The following is a 15,977-nucleotide window of genomic DNA, read 5'->3' as shown; positions in this document are numbered from 1 at the left end:
GGCGGAGGCTCAGCGCGGGTAGACGTCGATCGGCGCGGCGAGCGGACCCGGCGGGTTCAGCGCGAACGAGCTCGCGACGCCGTCCGCGCCCATGCTGACGCTGCCGTAGAGGCCCTTCGCGTCGTCGAGCGTGTACCGCCCGGCCGCGACGACCAGGTTGGAGCCGCCCTCGGCCGGGACAGTGATCTTCTTGGCAGCGCCGCTCTGCGGCGTCATGGTGACCGTGCGGTCCGCCTCCGTCGGGTTCGAAAGGTGCAGCATCGCGCCAGGACCGCTCGGGGCCACGTACATGGCCTTGTCGGCGAGCGCGCGGGAGGCGGCGAACCAGCTGAAGTCGCGCGCCTTCGACCCGATGACGGAGGTGCGTACGGCGGCGACCACGGGGACGCTGGAGTTCACGGTCACCGTGAAACTGCCGTCTTTGAGCCCCTGGAGCGGGATCTCGGCCACGTTGCCGGCCTTCACGGTCTGGGAGTAGGAGTTGCCTGCGGCCGTCCCGTTCTCGCCCACCGCGCCGATCTGCACGTCGGCGTCCGCATCCCCGGGCACGAGGAGGCGGACGGTCGGGAAGTCGACGCCGACGCTCTCCCCCGACTGCCCGGCCGTCACGGCGGCGAGGTTCGCGATCGTGACGCCGGTGATGATCTGCTGTCGCTCGGGGGCGGCCGTCGCACCCGTCAGCTCGACGCCGCGCGGCTGGATGCCCTGCTCGTAGCTCTGCTGCAGCGAGGCGACGACCTCGCCGCCACTGGTCCGCACGCGCACGACGGGCGCGGCGGCGGAGGGGGCGAGCCCGGCGAGCGGCACGACCTTCTGCGCCCCCGCCGGGACCACGATCCCGGTCGCGCCAGGGGCGTCGACGGGGCCGGTCTCGGCGTAGATGGTGAGGTCGACGCTCGCGTCGACGGAGGTCGGGTTGGCGAGCAGCACGAGGCTCGTCTGGCCGAGCGCGGTGGAGCCTCCGACCAGCCAGGTGTCGGCAGAGGGCTCCGCGCACGCGGCGGACGCGAGGCCCGCGAGGTCCTCGGTCTGGGCGACCTGGGCCTGGGCGGCGGCGAACAGCGGCGGAGTGGTCGCACCCTGCGGGGTGGCGGTGCTCAGCAGCTCCGGGGCCTCGGCCTCCCCCGCGCTGTCGGCGTCCGGCGTAAGACTGCGGGTCTGGATCTCGGGGCCGTCGGTCCCCGCGGCGACGGTCGGCTCGCCGAGCGAGGTCGGGCGGGTCGCCTCGCCCGCGTCGGCCGCGAGTGCGAGGATCGGGCCGGGGCACACCCGCTGCTGGTCGGCGGGCACGGGGCGCACCGTCTGCTGCGGGGCGCCGATGGCGAAACCGGGGAGCGGCAGGAGGCTCGCGCCGGCGACGACGACGACGGCGATCCCGGCGCCGACGAGACCGCCGGCGGTGCGGATGCCGATCCGCGTCAGCATTCTGCGGTCAGCCACGGTCGCCTCCGTCGTTCATCGGGCCGGACGCACGACGGGGCCGGATGATGGTCTCCTCCAGTCCGTCCTCGAGCGTCGTCGGGGTGCTCGGGGTGGTGACCCACGCCGGACGCAGGCGCTCGAACGTGGCGCGGTCGATCGTCTCGTCCGGGTCGTAGTCGGGTGCGGGGTCGGCTGGGGCGCCGGGCTCGGGAGCGGGAGCGGGCTCCTGCGCGGCAGCGGGCGCCACCTCCCACGCCGGCCGCGCCTCGAACACCGGCGCGTGGGCGGGTGCAGGCTCGGAATCCGCCGCAGGCGCGGGCACGGGCTCAGCGGGCAGGCCCTCCTCATCCGCGGCCTCGACCGACGCCTCGTCGAGCGGCTCGGCCTCGTACTCCTGCAGGCTCTCGTCCGCGATCGGGGTGTCACCGGCCGGCGGCTCGTCGAGGGCGTCGTCGGGTTCGACGGCGCCCAGCTCCTCCGGCTCCGCCTCCTCGACCGGGACCTCGCGACCGTCGGACCCCGTGGCGTCGGATTCGCCGCCGGCGCCCTCGGAAGTCTCGTCGGCGGCAGCGGCTTCCGTCGCACCAGCGCCGGCGCCGGCCGCAGCGCGCTTGGCGGCACGACGGCTCGGGCGGCGGTCGGGGCGGCGGCCCGTCAACTCGGAGACGCGGTCGGCGGAGCGCGTGGTCGGGATCGCCATGAGCAGCGTGGCGCCGATCACGACGCCCTGCACCAGCAGCACGAGCAGGCGCCAGATCCCTCCGGCGTCGCCCGGGATGCGAGCGGCCTCCGGCACGGCGGCGGTCCCGCGGTCGAACGCCCACAGCTGGCCGCTGGCGGTCGTGCCGACCGGCGCGAGCAGGGCGTTGGCGTCGAGCGCGATGGCGGCCCGGGATCCCACCTCATCGGCGGCGAGCGTGGACGCCGGCTTCGCCTCCTCCGGTGCGATGCCCGCGACAGAGGCGGGCCCGGTCGCCGGTGGCGCGAGCAGCACGAAGTCGATGCCGAGGTCCTTGAGCTCCGCGGAGGCGTCGTAGCCGCTGCGCGAGGCGAGGTTGCCGGCCAGTGTGGCGAGGTCGCGCTGTTCGCCGGTCAGGGTGCGCTGCGTCGAGCTGAGGGTCGTCTGCGCGTCGAGCGTCTCGCCGGAGCCGCGCACGATCTCCGCCGCCAGCCCTCCCCCGGCCTGCGGGGTCAGGCGGAGCGTGCCGGTGCGCGGCTGCGTCGCCGCCTTGGCGCCCACGACGGCGGGCATCGTCCGGCCGTCGCTCCCGGCCACGGCCGCGGGCACGACATCGCTGTGCTGGCCGATCGCCGCAGGAACGGCGACGACCGCCAGGGCGACCAGCGCGACCCACAGCGGGTAGATCGCGGCGCGACCGAGGGCCGAGAGGGCGAGGACGGCGGCGCCGACGAGTCCCAGCCAGTAGAGACTGAGCCCGCTGCCGGGCCAGATCGCGACGACCGTGCCTCCGGTCGCGGCGAGCTGGAGCTGCGCGGCGGCCACCGCGGTGACGAAGCCGGTGAGCGCGACGACCAGCGCCACGACAGCGCGCACGGTGCCGCGCAGGAAGAGCGCCAGCAGCGCGAGCACGCCCAGCGGAGCCAGCAGCAGCGGCACCGCGATCGTCGGCGCGAGCGCCGGGATGCCGAGGGCGTCGGCGAGCGGCTGCCAGCCGCCGAGGCCGCCGTCGGGGAAGCCCATCGCGAGCTGCCAGCCGGAGGTCTCGCGCGACGCCACCGGGAGGCCAGGATCGACCAGCACGGACAGCCACGCGCCACGCTGCGCCTGCTGCCAGACGAGCGGCGCGAACAGCACGATCGCCGGCACCGGGATGAAGGCGATGCGCGCGGCGCGCCGGCCTGCGAAGGCGATCGTGGCGATCCAGGCGACGACGAGCGCGGGGATCAGGATGGGCGCGCAGGCGGCCGTCGCGGCGGCCAGCAGCGCCGTCACCGCGCTGGCGGTCCACGAGCGGCGCGCGGTCAGGCCGGCGAAGAACAGCCACGGCAGGAGCACGTGCGCCAGCACAGCGGACGGGCGCCCGCCCTGCAGCGCGACGAGCAGCGTCGGCGCGAGAGCGTACGCCAGGGCGCCGAAGGCGCGCAGCATGGGCCGCACGGTCAGCCGCGCGGCAGCCAGCCAGGCGCCGAGGGCCGAGAGCGGGAGCGCGAGCACGGTCAGCAGCACGAGCGACAGGGACGGCTGCCAGAAGGTGATCGTCCCGAGCACCGCGAGCACCGCCGAGAACGGGTCGGCGGCGCCGACGAAGCCGAGGCTCGCATCGCGCCAGCCGTAGCCGAGGTCGGCCCAGAGCCGGCCGACGGAGGCGTCGAGCGGCAGCATCCCGCCGCCCGTCAGCGCCGGGGAGCTGAGCAGCGGGAAGAACAGCAGCACGCCGATGACCAGGGCCGCGAGCACGGTCCAGCCGCCGCCCGCGCCGAAGAAGTCGAGGTCCTGGCGCTCGCCCTGCTGGCTCACCATCGCCGCCTCGCGCTTGAGCGCACGGGAACGGCGGACCTCCGAGAACGGGATGCGCAGCGGCGCGACGGCCGCCCAGCCCACGGTGCGGGCGCGGGCGAGGCGACGGCGCGCGTTGCCGACGGCCATGCCGGAGAACGCGACCCGGAAGGCGGCCAGCAGCTCGCCTCCCATCGATCCCGGCTCCTTGCGCAGGAGGCGCAGCAGCGCGCGCAGGATGCCCAGCGGGACCAGGCTCAACCAGTGGAACGGCACTGCCCAGCCGGGCGCGTAGGCGAGCCGCCGGTGCAGCTGCGCCGCACGGCGCTCCTTGGCGAGCCGCCTGCGCACCGACCACTTGCGCGACAGGTTGGGCCCGGCGACGCCGTCTCCGCCGAGCGCGACGCGCGCCTGGGCGACCAGCGTCACGCGGTATCCGGCGAGGCGGGCGCGGGTGCAGAAGTCGAGGCCGTCATCGACGGTCGGCAGGGCGGGGTCGAAACCGTCCAGCTCCTCCCACAGCGACTGGCGCACCAGCATGCCGGCGCTGGAGACGGCGAGCACGTCGCTGAGCCCGTCGTGCTGCGCCTGGTCGAGCTCGTTCTCGACCAGCGGCACCGACGCGCCGAACGGCGTCATCGTCTCGCCGAACTCGCGGATGAAGGCGGGCTCGTCGGCGTCGACCAGCTTCGGGCCGACCACGGCGACCGAGGGAGAGACCTCGAGCGCGGCGAGCAGCGCCTCCAGCGCCTCCGGCTCGGGGGCGGTGTCGTGTGCGAGCAGCCAGAGCAGTCGATCAGAGCCGGGCAATCGGTCGGTGGAGGACGCGCCTGCGTTCGCCGGCGGCAGGACGCGCACAGCGGTCGCGACGGCGGCGCCGAAGGGCAGCTTCTCGGCGACGGAGAGCAACTGGGTCGGGTTCGCGTCCGCCAGCAGGCGCGCGGCGTCGTCGCTCGTCGCGCAGTCGACGGCGATCACGGCGTCCGGCCTGCGGGTCTGCGCTGCGATGGCGTCGAGAGTGCGCTGGAGGCGGGGGCCGCCGCTGTGGGCGACGACGATGGCGGTGACTCTCGGATACATCGCGAGTCAGCCTAAGTCGGGGTCACGCCGATCCGGGTGTTGATCCGGGCGCGGCGCGCAATCGACGTGGTTCAGCCGGCGCGCTTGCGGAGCTTGCGGCGCTCACGCTCGGAGAGCCCGCCCCAGATGCCGAACCGCTCGTCGTTGGCGAGCGCGTACTCCAGGCACTGGGAGCGCACCTCGCACGAGGTGCAGATCCGCTTGGCGTCGCGGGTGGAGCCGCCCTTCTCGGGGAAGAACGCCTCCGGGTCCGTCTGCGCGCAGAGAGCGTCGGTCTGCCAGGCGAGCGGATTGTCGTCGTCGACGTTCGCCCGGACCCCCGGCACCCCCAGCCGCACCGGATCGATGAACCAGTCGTCGGGAACCCCGGAACGATATTCAGGAACGCTCATATCGGTTCTCCCCACCCATCGACTGCCGACACGCTTGAACGTGTCTCAATAATTACACCGTTGTCATTCGCGTCCGTCAAGTCGCGAATCGTAAAGGCTTAAGCGCCGGTCGAGGGTTCGCGACGCGCCGAGGGTCGGCAACGATCGCGACACGCCCGGCCGTTCTACCCCCATGACGACGATGTCAGGACGCCGCCTGGCGTGCCTCCCAGGCGCTGCGCACCATCTCCTGGAGGGTGTGGCGCATCTTCCAGTCGAGGTCGCGGGCTGCGAGCTCTCCCGATGCCACGATCCTCGCGGGGTCGCCCGGCCGTCGAGGCCCCACTTCTGGGGTGAAGGCGATCCCGGTCACCTCGGCGACCGTCGCCATGATCTCGCCGACACTGACGCCGTCTCCGCTGCCGAGGTTGTAGACCGGCTCGATCGGCTCGCGCGCGTCGAGCCGCTTCGCCGCGGCGACGTGCGACACCGCGAGGTCGGCGACGTGGATGTAGTCGCGCACGCAGGTGCCGTCCGGCGTCGGGTAATCGGTGCCGTTGATGCGCGGGGTGCGGCCGTCGGCGAGCGCGTCGAACACGAGCGGGAACAGGTTGTGCGGGCTCGTGTCGCGCAGGCTCGGGTCGCCGGAGCCGACGACGTTGAAGTAGCGGAGGGAGGTGTGGCGCAGCCCCGCCGCGATGCCCTGGTCGCGCAGCAGCCACTCCCCGATCAGCTTCGACTCGCCGTAGGGCGACTCCGGGTTCTTCGGGGTGGTCTCGGTCACGATGTCGACATCGGGCGTGCCGTACACCGCGGCGGACGAGGAGAACACGATCGCGTCGACGCCCGCCTCCTGCATGGCCGCCAGCAGCACGGCGGTCGCCGTGACGTTCTGCTCGTACGTGTGCAGGGGCCGCTGCACGGAGACGCCCGCGTACTTGAAGCCGGCGACGTGGACGACGCCGGTGATCGCGTTCTCGGCGAAGACGCGCTCCAGCAGGGGCCCGTCGAGGATGGTCCCGCGGTAGAAGGGCACGCCGGACGGCACGAACTCCTCGTGGCCGCTCGACAGGTCGTCGATCACGACGACGTCGATGCCCTCCTCCCGGAACGCGCGCACCACGTGCGAGCCGATGTAGCCCGCTCCTCCGGTCACCAACCACGCCACGCCGGTCCTCCTCCGTTCGGGGCCGCTGCCGTGCGGCCACCAGAACCCTATCGGGAGGAGTCAGACGAAGGCGGCCTCGCCGGTGATCGCGCGGCCGACGATCAGCGTGTTCATCTCGCGCGTGCCCTCGTACGAGTACAGCGCCTCCGCGTCGGCGAAGAAGCGGGCGACGTCGTACTCGATGACGATGCCGTTGCCGCCGAGGACCTCGCGGCAGCGGGCGACGGTCTCGCGCATCCTGGCGGTCGTGAACGCCTTGGCGAGGGCGGAGTGCTCGTCGCGCTGCTCACCCTTGTCGAGCATCTCGGAGACCCGGGTGCAGAGCGCGATCGACGCGGTGATGTCGCCGAGGGACTTCACGAGGAGGTCCTGCACGAGCTGGTGCTTAGCGATCGGCTTGCCGAACTGCACGCGCTCCTTCGCGTAGCGCAGCGCGGCCTCGTAGGCGCCGATGGCGACGCCGACCGCGGCCCACGCGACCTCGGCGCGTGTGAGGCGGAGCACGGCGGCCGTGTCGCGGAAGCTGTTGGCGTTCTGCAGCCGCAGCGCCTCCGGCACGCGTACGCCCTCGAGGGTGATGTCGGCGTTCTGCACCATGCGCAGCGACTGCTTGCCCTCGATCTTGGTGGCCGTGTATCCCGGCGTGGAGGTCGGCACGATGAAGCCGAGCACCTGGCCGTCCTCGGCGTTCCTGGCCCAGATCACCGTGATGTCGCTGAAGGTGGCGTTGCCGATCCAGCGCTTGGAGCCGTTCAGCACCCACTCGTCGCCGTCGCGCGTCGCGACCGTGCGCAGCCCCTGGGCCGAGTCGGAGCCGGACAGCGGCTCGGTCAGCCCGAAGGCGCCGATGACCTCGCCGCTCGCGAGCTTCGGCAGCCACTCCGCGCGCTGCTCCGGCGACCCGCAGACCCCGATCGCGCCGAGCGCGAGGCCGTTCTGCACGCCGACGTAGGTGCTGACGGAGGCGTCCACGCGCGCGAGCTCCAGCGCCACCCACCCGCGGAACACCGCCGAGTTCTCGAACGGCGCCGTTTCGGGGAAGCCGAGGCCGATCGCGCCGGCGCCGTGCAGCACCTCCACGATCTGGTGCGGGAACTCCGCCCGCTCCCAGTACTCGTTGACGATCGGCTTGATCTCGGTCTCGACCGACGCCCGGAGCGACGCGAGGAACTCCTTCTCGCGGTCCGTCAGCGTCGCCTCGAAGCCGTAGAAGTCGCTGGCGAGGGTCTCGAAGGCCATGTCTGCTCCAGTGCATGCAGGGAATGAGGACGGGACCGCCAGCCTAGGCAGCCGCGCGGGCCGCGGCCAAGGCGATTGGTAGTTTGGTCCAACCGGACGAAAGGGACACCGAGAGATGTTTGTGCGCATCGGCAACACACCGCGGGACTACGCGTGGGGCTCCACCACCGCCATCGCGGGCCTGCTCGGCACCGAGCCCAGCGGACGCCCGGAGGCCGAGCTGTGGCTGGGCGCCCACCCCGGCTCCCCCGCCCGCATCCTCGACCCCGCCCAGACCGGCGGCGCCGAGCACCTGGCCGACTGGGAGGTCACGGGAGGCTCGCTGCCGTATCTGCTGAAGGTGCTGGCCGCCGCCGGCCCGCTGTCGCTGCAGGCGCACCCCTCCCCCGAGCAGGCGCGCGCCGGCTTCGAGCGCGAGAACGCCGCGGGCCTCGCGCCGGACTCCCCGGAGCGCAACTACAAGGACCCCTTCCACAAGCCCGAGCTGATCTTCGCGCTCTCCGACCCGTTCGAGGCGCTGTGCGGCTTCCGCGACCCGGCCGAGAGCAGGGCGGCGTTCGAAGGCCTCGCCGAGGCGGTCACGGGCGACCACCGCGAGCGCCTCACCGGTTTCGCCGCGACGCTCGTCGGCGAGCCCGGCGCCGTGCTGCGCTCCGCGACCGAGCGGCTGCTCGGCGGCGGCGATGACATCCGGCTGCTCGTGGAGGCGGTGGTGGCGGCCGCGACCGCCTCCGGCCCGGAGGACCGCGACGCCGACACGGTCCGGATGCTCTCGGACGCGTTCCCCGGCGACCCCGGCATCGTGCTCGCGCTGCTGCTCAACCGCGCGAGCCTCCACCCGGGCCAGGTGCTCTACCTGCCGGCCGGCAACATCCACGCCTACCTCCGGGGCCTCGGCATCGAGCTGATGGCCGCCTCCGACAACGTCCTGCGCGGCGGCCTCACGCCCAAGCGGATCGACGTGCCGGAGCTGGTCGGCGTGCTCGACTTCGCGCCCATCCGGGCGACGCCGCTGCAGCCGGAGGTCCCTGCGCCCGGCGTGCAGGTGTTCCGCCCTGACGTCCCCGACTTCGCGCTCACCCAGGCGATGGTCGGCGGCGAGGTGCCGTCGGCTCCGCTCGCCCTCTCCGGCACCGCGATCGCGCTGTGCACCGACGGCGAGGTCGAACTGAGCGGCGCCACCGGCTCGCTGCGGCTGGCGCGCGGCGAGGCGGCGGTCGTGACCGAGCAGGAGGGGTCGCTCACCGTGTCGGGCGCCGGCACGGTGTTCGTCGCGACCCCCAACCGGCGCGGGCCGGGCGCGACCCCGTCGGATATCCTGCCGAGGTGACCACCCCGACGACCGCGCTCTCCGAGCGGGTGCGCGCCGTCCGGGACGCCGGCGGCACGCCGCTGACCGCCTTCGCGACCCTCCTGCTGTTCACGCTGTTCGCCGGCGAGTTCTGGCGCGACCTGATCAGCTGGCCGGGCTACTTCGTGCTGGCCGGGCTGCTCGCGGTCGTGACCGTCGTGCTGCTCGTGCGTGCGCGCCCGCCGTTCCGCTGGCGTCGTACGCCCTGGACCCTCGTGCTGTTCCTGCTGCTGGCGCTGGTCTCCATCGCCTGGTCCGCCTACCCGGGCTGGAGCGCGCTCGGCGTGCTCGCGCAGCTCGCGACGACCGCGGGCGCGGTGTTCCTGGCGCTCTGCCTGAGCTGGCAGGGCATCCTGCGCGCGCTGGGCGGGGCCTTCCGCTGGATCCTCGGGCTGTCGCTGCTGTTCGAGCTGATCATCGCGCTGTTCGTGCGGCAGCCTGTGCTGCCGTTGACGCCGCCCCAGCCCATCCCGTCGGGCAGGCTGCCGCAGGCGTTCTACTGGAGCCGCGACCTGCTGTTCCACGGCGGCCCGATCCAGGGCATCGTCGGCAACAGCAACCTGCTCGCCATGATCGCGCTGCTGGCGCTGATCGTCTTCTCCCTCCAGGCCGCCGATCGCACGGTGCGGCGCGTGCCGGGGATCGTGTGGATCGTGGTGGCCGCGCTCACGCTGGCGCTCACCCGCTCCTCCACCGTCATCGTGGCCGGGCTGGTCACCGCCGTCGCGCTCGGCTTCGCGCTCTGGACCAGGCGCGTCGGGCCCGAGCGCCGCCGCCCGGTGTACCTGACCGCCGCAGCCGTGCTCGTCGCAGGCGTCGTGCTCGTCTCGGTCTTCGCCTCCCGCCTCCCCGCCCTGTTCGGCAAGAGCGAGGACCTCACCGGCCGGCTCGACATCTGGGACAAGGTGATCGGCCTCGCGCAGCAGCGGCCGGTGGCGGGCTGGGGCTGGATCAGCTACTGGGTGCCGTGGACCCCGCCGTTCGAGGGTCTCGCGGTGCGCAACGGCGTCGAGTACCTGCAGGCGCACAACGCCTGGCTCGACGTCTGGCTGCAGCTCGGCTGGATCGGGCTCGTCGTGTTCGTGCTGCTCGTGCTCGGGACGCTGTGGAGGTCGTGGTTCACCGCCGTCGACCGGCCCCGCTTCACGGCGACAGACCACCCGCCGTACACCGCGCTGACGCTGCTGCCGATCCTCCTGCTCGCCGCCCTGCTAGCCCAGAGCTTCGCCGAGAGCCGGCTGCTGCTCGAGGGCGGCTGGGCGCTGCTGGTGCTGCTCGCCGTCAAGACCAAGCAGGCAGCGCCGTAGGATTCCAGGTATGGACTCGTCCCGCCGAACCCTGGTCCCCGCCGCGGTGACCGAGTTCCTCGGATCGGCCCGGTTCAACTCGGCGCTCGCGCTCGTCGCCGTGGGCGTCGGCTTCTCGACGCACGCCATCCGCGCCCTCGTCGGCTGGCCGGGACTGATCGGCGCCCTCGCCGTGCTGGTCGTGCTGGCCGGGTTCTCGTTCGCCGCGCAGTGGAAGCTGATCGAGTGGCACGGTCTGCTGCCCATCTCCGCGCTGCTGTTCGTCGGCTGGTGCGCGCTGACCCTGCTGTGGAGCCAGTACCAGTGGGCGACGCTGGCGGGGGTCATCTACCAGCTGATCTTCGCCTTCCTCGCGGTGTACATCGCCCTCGTGCGCGACGCCATCCAGATCGTGCGCGTCGTCGGCGACGCGCTGCGGTTCCTGCTCACCGTCTCCCTGGCGCTGGAGGTGCTGAGCGGCCTGCTGCTCGACCTCCCGATCCGCTTCCTCGGCATCCTCGGCAACCTCGCGCAGGGCGGCCCGATCCAGGGCCTGTTCGGAAGCCGCAACCAGCTCAGCATCGTCGCGCTGATCGCCTTCGTGACCTTCCTGGTCGAGCTGCGAACGCGCTCGGTCCGGCCACCGGTCGCGGCGTTCTCGATCACGCTCGCCGCGCTCTGCATCCTGCTCGCCCACTCCCCCGTCATCGCGGCCGTGTCGGTCGTCGTCGGGCTCGCGACGCTCGCGCTGTACGGGCTGCGCAAGGTGCCCGCCCATCAGCGCACGTACTGGCAGTGGGGGCTCGCGGTGCTCACGGTCGCGGTGCTGGTGATCGCGTACATCTACCGCACGCGCGTGATCGACCTGCTCAACGCGCGCGCCGACTTCCAGGTGCGGTACAAGCTGTGGATCCAGATCTGGGAGCTCATCCCGGTGAACCAGACCATCGGCTGGGGTTGGGTGGGCGCGTGGCCGACCGAGCTGTACCCGTTCACGGCGATCCAGGCGACGACAGGCGTCTTCCACCCCAATGGGCTCAACGCCTACCTCGACGTCTACCTGCAGACCGGCATCATCGGCGTGCTGCTCTTCGTGGCGCTGATCGCGCTGGCGTTCAGCCGGTCGTGGCTGCTCGCCTCCAACCGCCGCAGCGTCGTCTACGCGTGGGCGCCGCTGGTGCTCGTCGCGCTGCTCGTGACCAGCGTCTTCGAGAGCTCGATCCTGGTGGAGTCGGGCTGGATGCTGCTGGTGATCTGCACGGTCAAGGCGTCGCAGGGGATGAGCTGGCGGCTCCGGCTGCCGCACCGCGAGCTGGTCTGACGGTCCGCAGCCCGAGCAGGTGGACGACCAGGCCGACGGCCGGGCCGGCCGCGAGGGCGAGCGCCGCGCGCACGGGCAGCTCCAGCGGCACGAACAGCACCGCGAGCGTGATCACCGACGCGACCACCCACCCGACGGCGTAGAGCCCGTGCGCGTCGCGTGCGAGCACGGCGGAGCCGCTGACGAACAGCGCGCCGATCAGGCCGGAGGAGGCGATCAGCGCCGCCAGCACACCGGCGCTCAGGTCGAACTCGTCGCCGAACACGAAGCACATCACCGGCTCGCCCCACAGCAGTGCGGCGCCGCAGAGCACGACGATGACGGCGGCGATCCCGCCGAGCAACAGCGTGACGGTGCGTGCGACCTGCTGCGGGTGGTGGGCGAACCTGCTCACCAGGAAGCTGGAGAGCGCCGTCAGCGGCACCAGGATCGGCGCCCGGGTGAGCGTGACGGCCAGCACCAGCGAGCCGAGCTCGGCGTGGTTCTGCGGGCCGGAGAAGAACGACAGCACCAGCGGGAAGCCGTTGATCAGCACCGCCGTCGCCGAGGCCGCGAGCATCGTGCGGCCGGTGTTGGCCAGCAGCGCGCCGATGCCGAAGGCCACCCGCGCGTTCTCCAGGATGCGCCGCGGCGCGCTCAGGAAGACGACGATCAGCGCGAGCGGGAACGGCAGGATGACCGCCGTCGCCAGCAGCACGAGGTCGTGCGAGAAGGTGAGCACGCCGACCACGCCCACGACGCGGAGGATGCCGTCGAGCGCGACGATCCCGGCGAGCTGCCGCCACATCCCGGAGCCCGCGAACACGCCGGAGGCCGCGGCGACCAGGCAGTTGAAGGCCGAGCCGACCGCGACGAACCACGACAGGCCCTGGTTGCCCTGCCCCAGGCTCGGCGCGGCCCACAGCAGGCTGGTCAGCATCACGACCACCGCGACGGCGATGGCGAGGAGGGCTGCGAAGGCCAGCACGGAGACGCGCTTTCGTCCGGTGCTCGTCGGCGCCGCGTTCTCCCGCGCCCGCACCTGGGTCGCCGCGGTCGCCCGCGTGGCCTCCTGCTGCAGGCCGAAGAGGATGCCGACGACCAGGAACAGCGCCGACCAGAACACCGAGAAGACGCCGTAGCCGGCCGCTCCGACCTCCGTGTACACCCGCCAGGTCACGACGTACCCCGCGAGCCCGGCGATCACCGTCGCGCCGAGGATCAGCACGACGGAGTTGCGGGTGGACCCCGCCCCGCCCTCACCGCCGTCGACGCCGGCGGCCTCGAGGTCGGGGGTCGGCTCGTTGAGCGGCTCGTACGCGGTGATGGGATGCCTCCGAGGGGCGCATGGAAGGATGGACGGCGCCGGGCGACGCACGGCAGCCCCACCCTATGACGAATGCCTGAGCACGAAGGCCAGCACAGTGACGATCGACATCATGATGCCGTTCTACGGCGACCCGCAGCTCTTCCGCGACGCCGTGGAGAGCGTGCGGGCGCAGACCGACCCCGACTGGCGGCTCGTGGTGATCGACGACGTCTACCCCGACCTCGAGCCGGGCCGCTGGGTCTCCGGCCTCGGCGACGAGCGCATCGAGTACGTCCGCAACGACGTCAACCTCGGCGTGAGCGGCAACTTCTCGAAGGCGGTCGACCTGGTCCGCTCCGACCACTTCGTGCTCATGGGCTGCGACGACCTGCTGGAGCCGGGATACGTGGAGACCGTGCGCGCCGCGATCGCGCGGCACCCGCAGGCGTCGTACCTGCAGCCGGGCGTGACGGTGATCGCGGACGACGGCACGCCCTCCCTCCCTCTCGCCGACCGGGTGAAGGGCTGGTACGCACCGACCGTGCGCGAGCCGGTCGAGCTGACCGGCGAGCGGCTCGCGGTCAGCCTGCTGCGCGGCAACTGGACGTACTTCCCGTCGATCTGCTGGACGACGGAGGCCGTGCGCCGGCACGGCTTCGACCCGGCGTTCGACGTCGTGCTCGACCTGAAGCTGCAGCTCGACATCGCACTCGACGGCGGGACGCTCGTGGTGCTCCCGGAGCGGCTGTTCCGCTACCGGCGGCACGCCGCCAGCGTCTCGTCGTTCACCGCGAGCGACGGCACCCGGTTCGACGAGGAGCGCGCGTTCTTCCTCGCGATCAAACGGCGGCTGCTGCAGCACGGCTGGCGGCGCGCGGCGCGGGTCGCCGGAGCGCACTGGTCGTCGCGCCTGAACGCGGCCACCAAGCTCCCCGGCGCGCTGCTGAAGCGCGACGGCGCCGGCACGCGAGCGCTGACGCGGCACCTGATCCGCGGGTGGTGAGCCCCTGCTGAGCCCCGCTCTGCGCTCTTCGGCGCGGATCAGCGGATGGCGCCCACGACGACCGTGACGCGGACCGCCGGGCACTGCGCCTGGAGCTGCCGGGCGAGGTCGGCGACGCGGGTGCGGATCACGACGCCGTCGCCCCAGGCGCGCACCGCGTCGCACACCGCCTCCCGGTCGGTCGTGTTCAGCGAGTAGGCGTATTCGCGGATGGGGTCGCGGTCGTCGGTCGCCGACGCCCCCAGCAGCCAGGAGTTCAGGAACCCTTCCGCCCGCCAGTCCTCGTAGCCGACGACCATGGTCTTCGCGGCGGCCGGGTCCGGCAGTGCGAACAGGGTGCCGAGCACGTCGTCGCCGGACGCGACCCCTGTGCCGCCTGCGATGTCGAGGTACGGCACGAGCGCGCCGGGCTGGGGCGGCTTCGGCAGCACGCTCGCCGCGACGGCGACGAGCGCGACGACGGTCCCGGCGACGGCGGCAACGCGGCTCCAGACGCCGAGCGGCACCCGCGCGACCCGGTCGAGCGCCAGGCCGAGCACGACCACGAGCAGCAGGATGCCGGAGAACCAGACGAGCTTCGCCGGGTAGTAGCCCCAGCCGTAGGCGCCGGGCCGCACCTCCCGGCCCAGGTACAAGTAGGCGGCCGTCGCGGCGACGGCGATGGCGGCCACGCCCAGCAGCTCGCTGCGTGCGGCCGGCCGGGTCGCGGTGGCGCCCGCGAGCGCCAGCCCGATGCCCAGCAGCACGAACAGCAACGCGGGCGTCACGGGCGCCATGGTGCCGCCCTGGGACAGAGCGCCCGCCTCCCTGGTGAGATCCGGGAGTGAGAACAGCAGCACGTAGGCCGCGAGCTGCACAGCGGCGAGCGCGACGGCGATCCAGCCGCCCCAGCCGATCCGGACGCGGCGGCGCTCGCCCCTCACGACCAGCCAGCGCAGCGCAGCCGCTGCCGCGAGCGCCGCAGGGATCAGCGCGAGGAAGGCCCAGAGCGCGAGCAGAGCGGTCGCGCCGACCAGCAGCACGGCGATCGCGACGGCCGGGCGCCTGGCGGACCCGAGCCAGGCGAGCCAGCAGGCGAGCAGGCACGCGATGGTGGGCATGGCGTTGTAGAAGCCGAGCTGGAAGGTGAACCCGGCGACCAACCAGGAGGCGATCAGCGCGGAGGCCAGCACGGCTCCCAGCGAGCGCAGCACCGGGTGCGCCGGCGACACCATGCGGGCCGCGACGAGCCCGGCGAGCAGCGCCGCGGCGATGGTCGACAGCGCGAGCACGCCGGCCATCCCCGCGATGTCGTGCTGGAGCAGCCCGGGGGCGTCCGAACCGGGCCGGCCGGGCGCCATCCCGGCGGCCAGCAGCACGGCGGTGAGCGGAGACGGGTTGGGGTGGAGGTCCGGCACCAGTCCGTCGTCGGTCAGGATGAAGCGGGCGGTGACGAGGTTCCACACGGCGTCGTTGCGCATGGCCCAGGAGAGCGCATGCCCGTCCCGGACGGTCGGCAGGAGGGCGAAGAAGACGCCGAGCGCGACCGGGACCGGCGAGGCGACCGCCAGCCCGAGCCACGCGCCGCGTCGCGGCAGGCGGAAGCGCCGTGCCGGCAGCAGGAGCGCGAGCCCGGCCGCCGCGACCGCGAGCAGCAGCACGGCGTCGCCGATGACCAGCCCCAGGCGCAGCGGAGGGAAGACGTGCACGGCGGACGACTCCGCCGTCAGCGGGACGACGACACCGGCGGCGACGCCGAGCGTCCAGCCCGCCCAGCCCGCGACTCCGGCCGCCACGGCGAGCGCCGCCACCAGGGCGAGCGGCCAGACGGTGCCGCCGGAGAGGGCGAGCCAGCCCGCCGCGGCCGCGAGCACCGCGAGAACCCCCGCTGTGACCCAGCGGGAGGCGGAGCGGCGGCGCTCGGAGCGGCGCCGTTCGGAGCGGCGGCCTCGACGGCCCGTGGAGCCCCGGCTGATAGTGTCCACGTGTCCCTTCCGGACGAGTCCGCGCG

11 protein-coding genes are annotated in these 15,977 nt (G+C 73.3%); 4 read left to right on the top strand and 7 right to left on the bottom strand.

All coding sequences use genetic code 11. The features are described from left to right. Positions 1-9 precede the first annotated feature (9 nt). The 5 genes from P5G50_RS08265 to P5G50_RS08245 all read right to left on the bottom strand — a co-directional run bounded on the left by P5G50_RS08265 (position 10) and on the right by P5G50_RS08245 (position 7,738). Positions 10-1,440: a DUF5719 family protein gene (locus P5G50_RS08265; protein ID WP_301211034.1), complete on the bottom strand. Its 1,431-nt coding sequence runs from the start codon at positions 1,438-1,440 to the stop codon at positions 10-12. Beyond that, positions 1,433-4,960, bottom strand: a complete 3,528-nt coding sequence (locus P5G50_RS08260; protein WP_301211036.1) for a glycosyltransferase family 2 protein — start codon at positions 4,958-4,960, stop codon at positions 1,433-1,435. Before P5G50_RS08260 ends, P5G50_RS08265 begins: the two co-directional genes overlap by 8 nt. A 71-nt stretch (positions 4,961-5,031) precedes the next feature. Next, positions 5,032-5,352, bottom strand: coding sequence for a WhiB family transcriptional regulator (locus tag P5G50_RS08255; RefSeq protein WP_301211039.1), 321 nt, complete (start codon positions 5,350-5,352; stop codon positions 5,032-5,034). 184 nt (positions 5,353-5,536) lie between these two features. After that, positions 5,537-6,499 carry a UDP-glucose 4-epimerase GalE gene (gene galE / locus P5G50_RS08250; protein ID WP_301211041.1) on the bottom strand — a complete coding sequence of 321 codons (963 nt, stop codon included), beginning with the start codon at positions 6,497-6,499 and terminating at the stop codon, positions 5,537-5,539. A 60-nt stretch (positions 6,500-6,559) separates the two neighbouring features. Further along, positions 6,560-7,738: an acyl-CoA dehydrogenase family protein gene (locus P5G50_RS08245; RefSeq protein WP_301211043.1), complete on the bottom strand. Its 1,179-nt coding sequence runs from the start codon at positions 7,736-7,738 to the stop codon at positions 6,560-6,562. Positions 7,739-7,853: 115 nt separating this feature from the next. Here P5G50_RS08245 and manA point away from each other — a divergent pair, with 115 nt between their 5' ends. Genes manA through P5G50_RS08230 form a run of 3 tightly spaced genes read left to right on the top strand, consistent with a single transcriptional unit; the run spans position 7,854 to position 11,696 of the window. After that, positions 7,854-9,068, top strand: a complete 1,215-nt coding sequence (gene manA / locus P5G50_RS08240; RefSeq protein ID WP_301211045.1) for a mannose-6-phosphate isomerase, class I — start codon at positions 7,854-7,856, stop codon at positions 9,066-9,068. Further along, positions 9,065-10,396: an O-antigen ligase family protein gene (locus P5G50_RS08235; protein WP_301211046.1), complete on the top strand. Its 1,332-nt coding sequence runs from the start codon at positions 9,065-9,067 to the stop codon at positions 10,394-10,396. The genes manA and P5G50_RS08235 overlap by 4 nt, the downstream gene beginning before the upstream one ends. 10 nt (positions 10,397-10,406) lie before the next feature. Then, positions 10,407-11,696, top strand: a complete 1,290-nt coding sequence (locus tag P5G50_RS08230; protein ID WP_301211048.1) for an O-antigen ligase family protein — start codon at positions 10,407-10,409, stop codon at positions 11,694-11,696. Here the strand turns inward: P5G50_RS08230 and P5G50_RS08225 are convergent. Further along, positions 11,638-13,053, bottom strand: coding sequence for a lipopolysaccharide biosynthesis protein (locus P5G50_RS08225; RefSeq protein WP_301211049.1), 1,416 nt, complete (start codon positions 13,051-13,053; stop codon positions 11,638-11,640). The genes P5G50_RS08230 and P5G50_RS08225 overlap by 59 nt on opposite strands. 46 nt (positions 13,054-13,099) lie before the next feature. Here P5G50_RS08225 and P5G50_RS08220 point away from each other — a divergent pair, with 46 nt between their 5' ends. Further along, a complete protein-coding gene (locus P5G50_RS08220; protein ID WP_301211050.1) occupies positions 13,100-13,987 on the top strand; it encodes a glycosyltransferase family 2 protein in 888 nt (295 codons plus the stop codon). A 38-nt stretch (positions 13,988-14,025) separates the two neighbouring features. Here the strand turns inward: P5G50_RS08220 and P5G50_RS08215 are convergent, their stop codons facing one another. Continuing rightward, positions 14,026-15,951 carry a hypothetical protein gene (locus P5G50_RS08215; RefSeq protein ID WP_301211052.1) on the bottom strand — a complete coding sequence of 642 codons (1,926 nt, stop codon included), beginning with the start codon at positions 15,949-15,951 and terminating at the stop codon, positions 14,026-14,028. Between the last annotated feature and the right edge of the window lie 26 nt (positions 15,952-15,977).

This window comes from Leifsonia williamsii, from assembly GCF_030433685.1.
Taxonomy (GTDB): Bacteria; Actinomycetota; Actinomycetes; order Actinomycetales; family Microbacteriaceae; genus Leifsonia; species Leifsonia williamsii.
The sequence above is the reverse complement of the archived record's forward strand: the minus strand, read 5'-3'. Positions and strand labels throughout refer to the sequence as shown.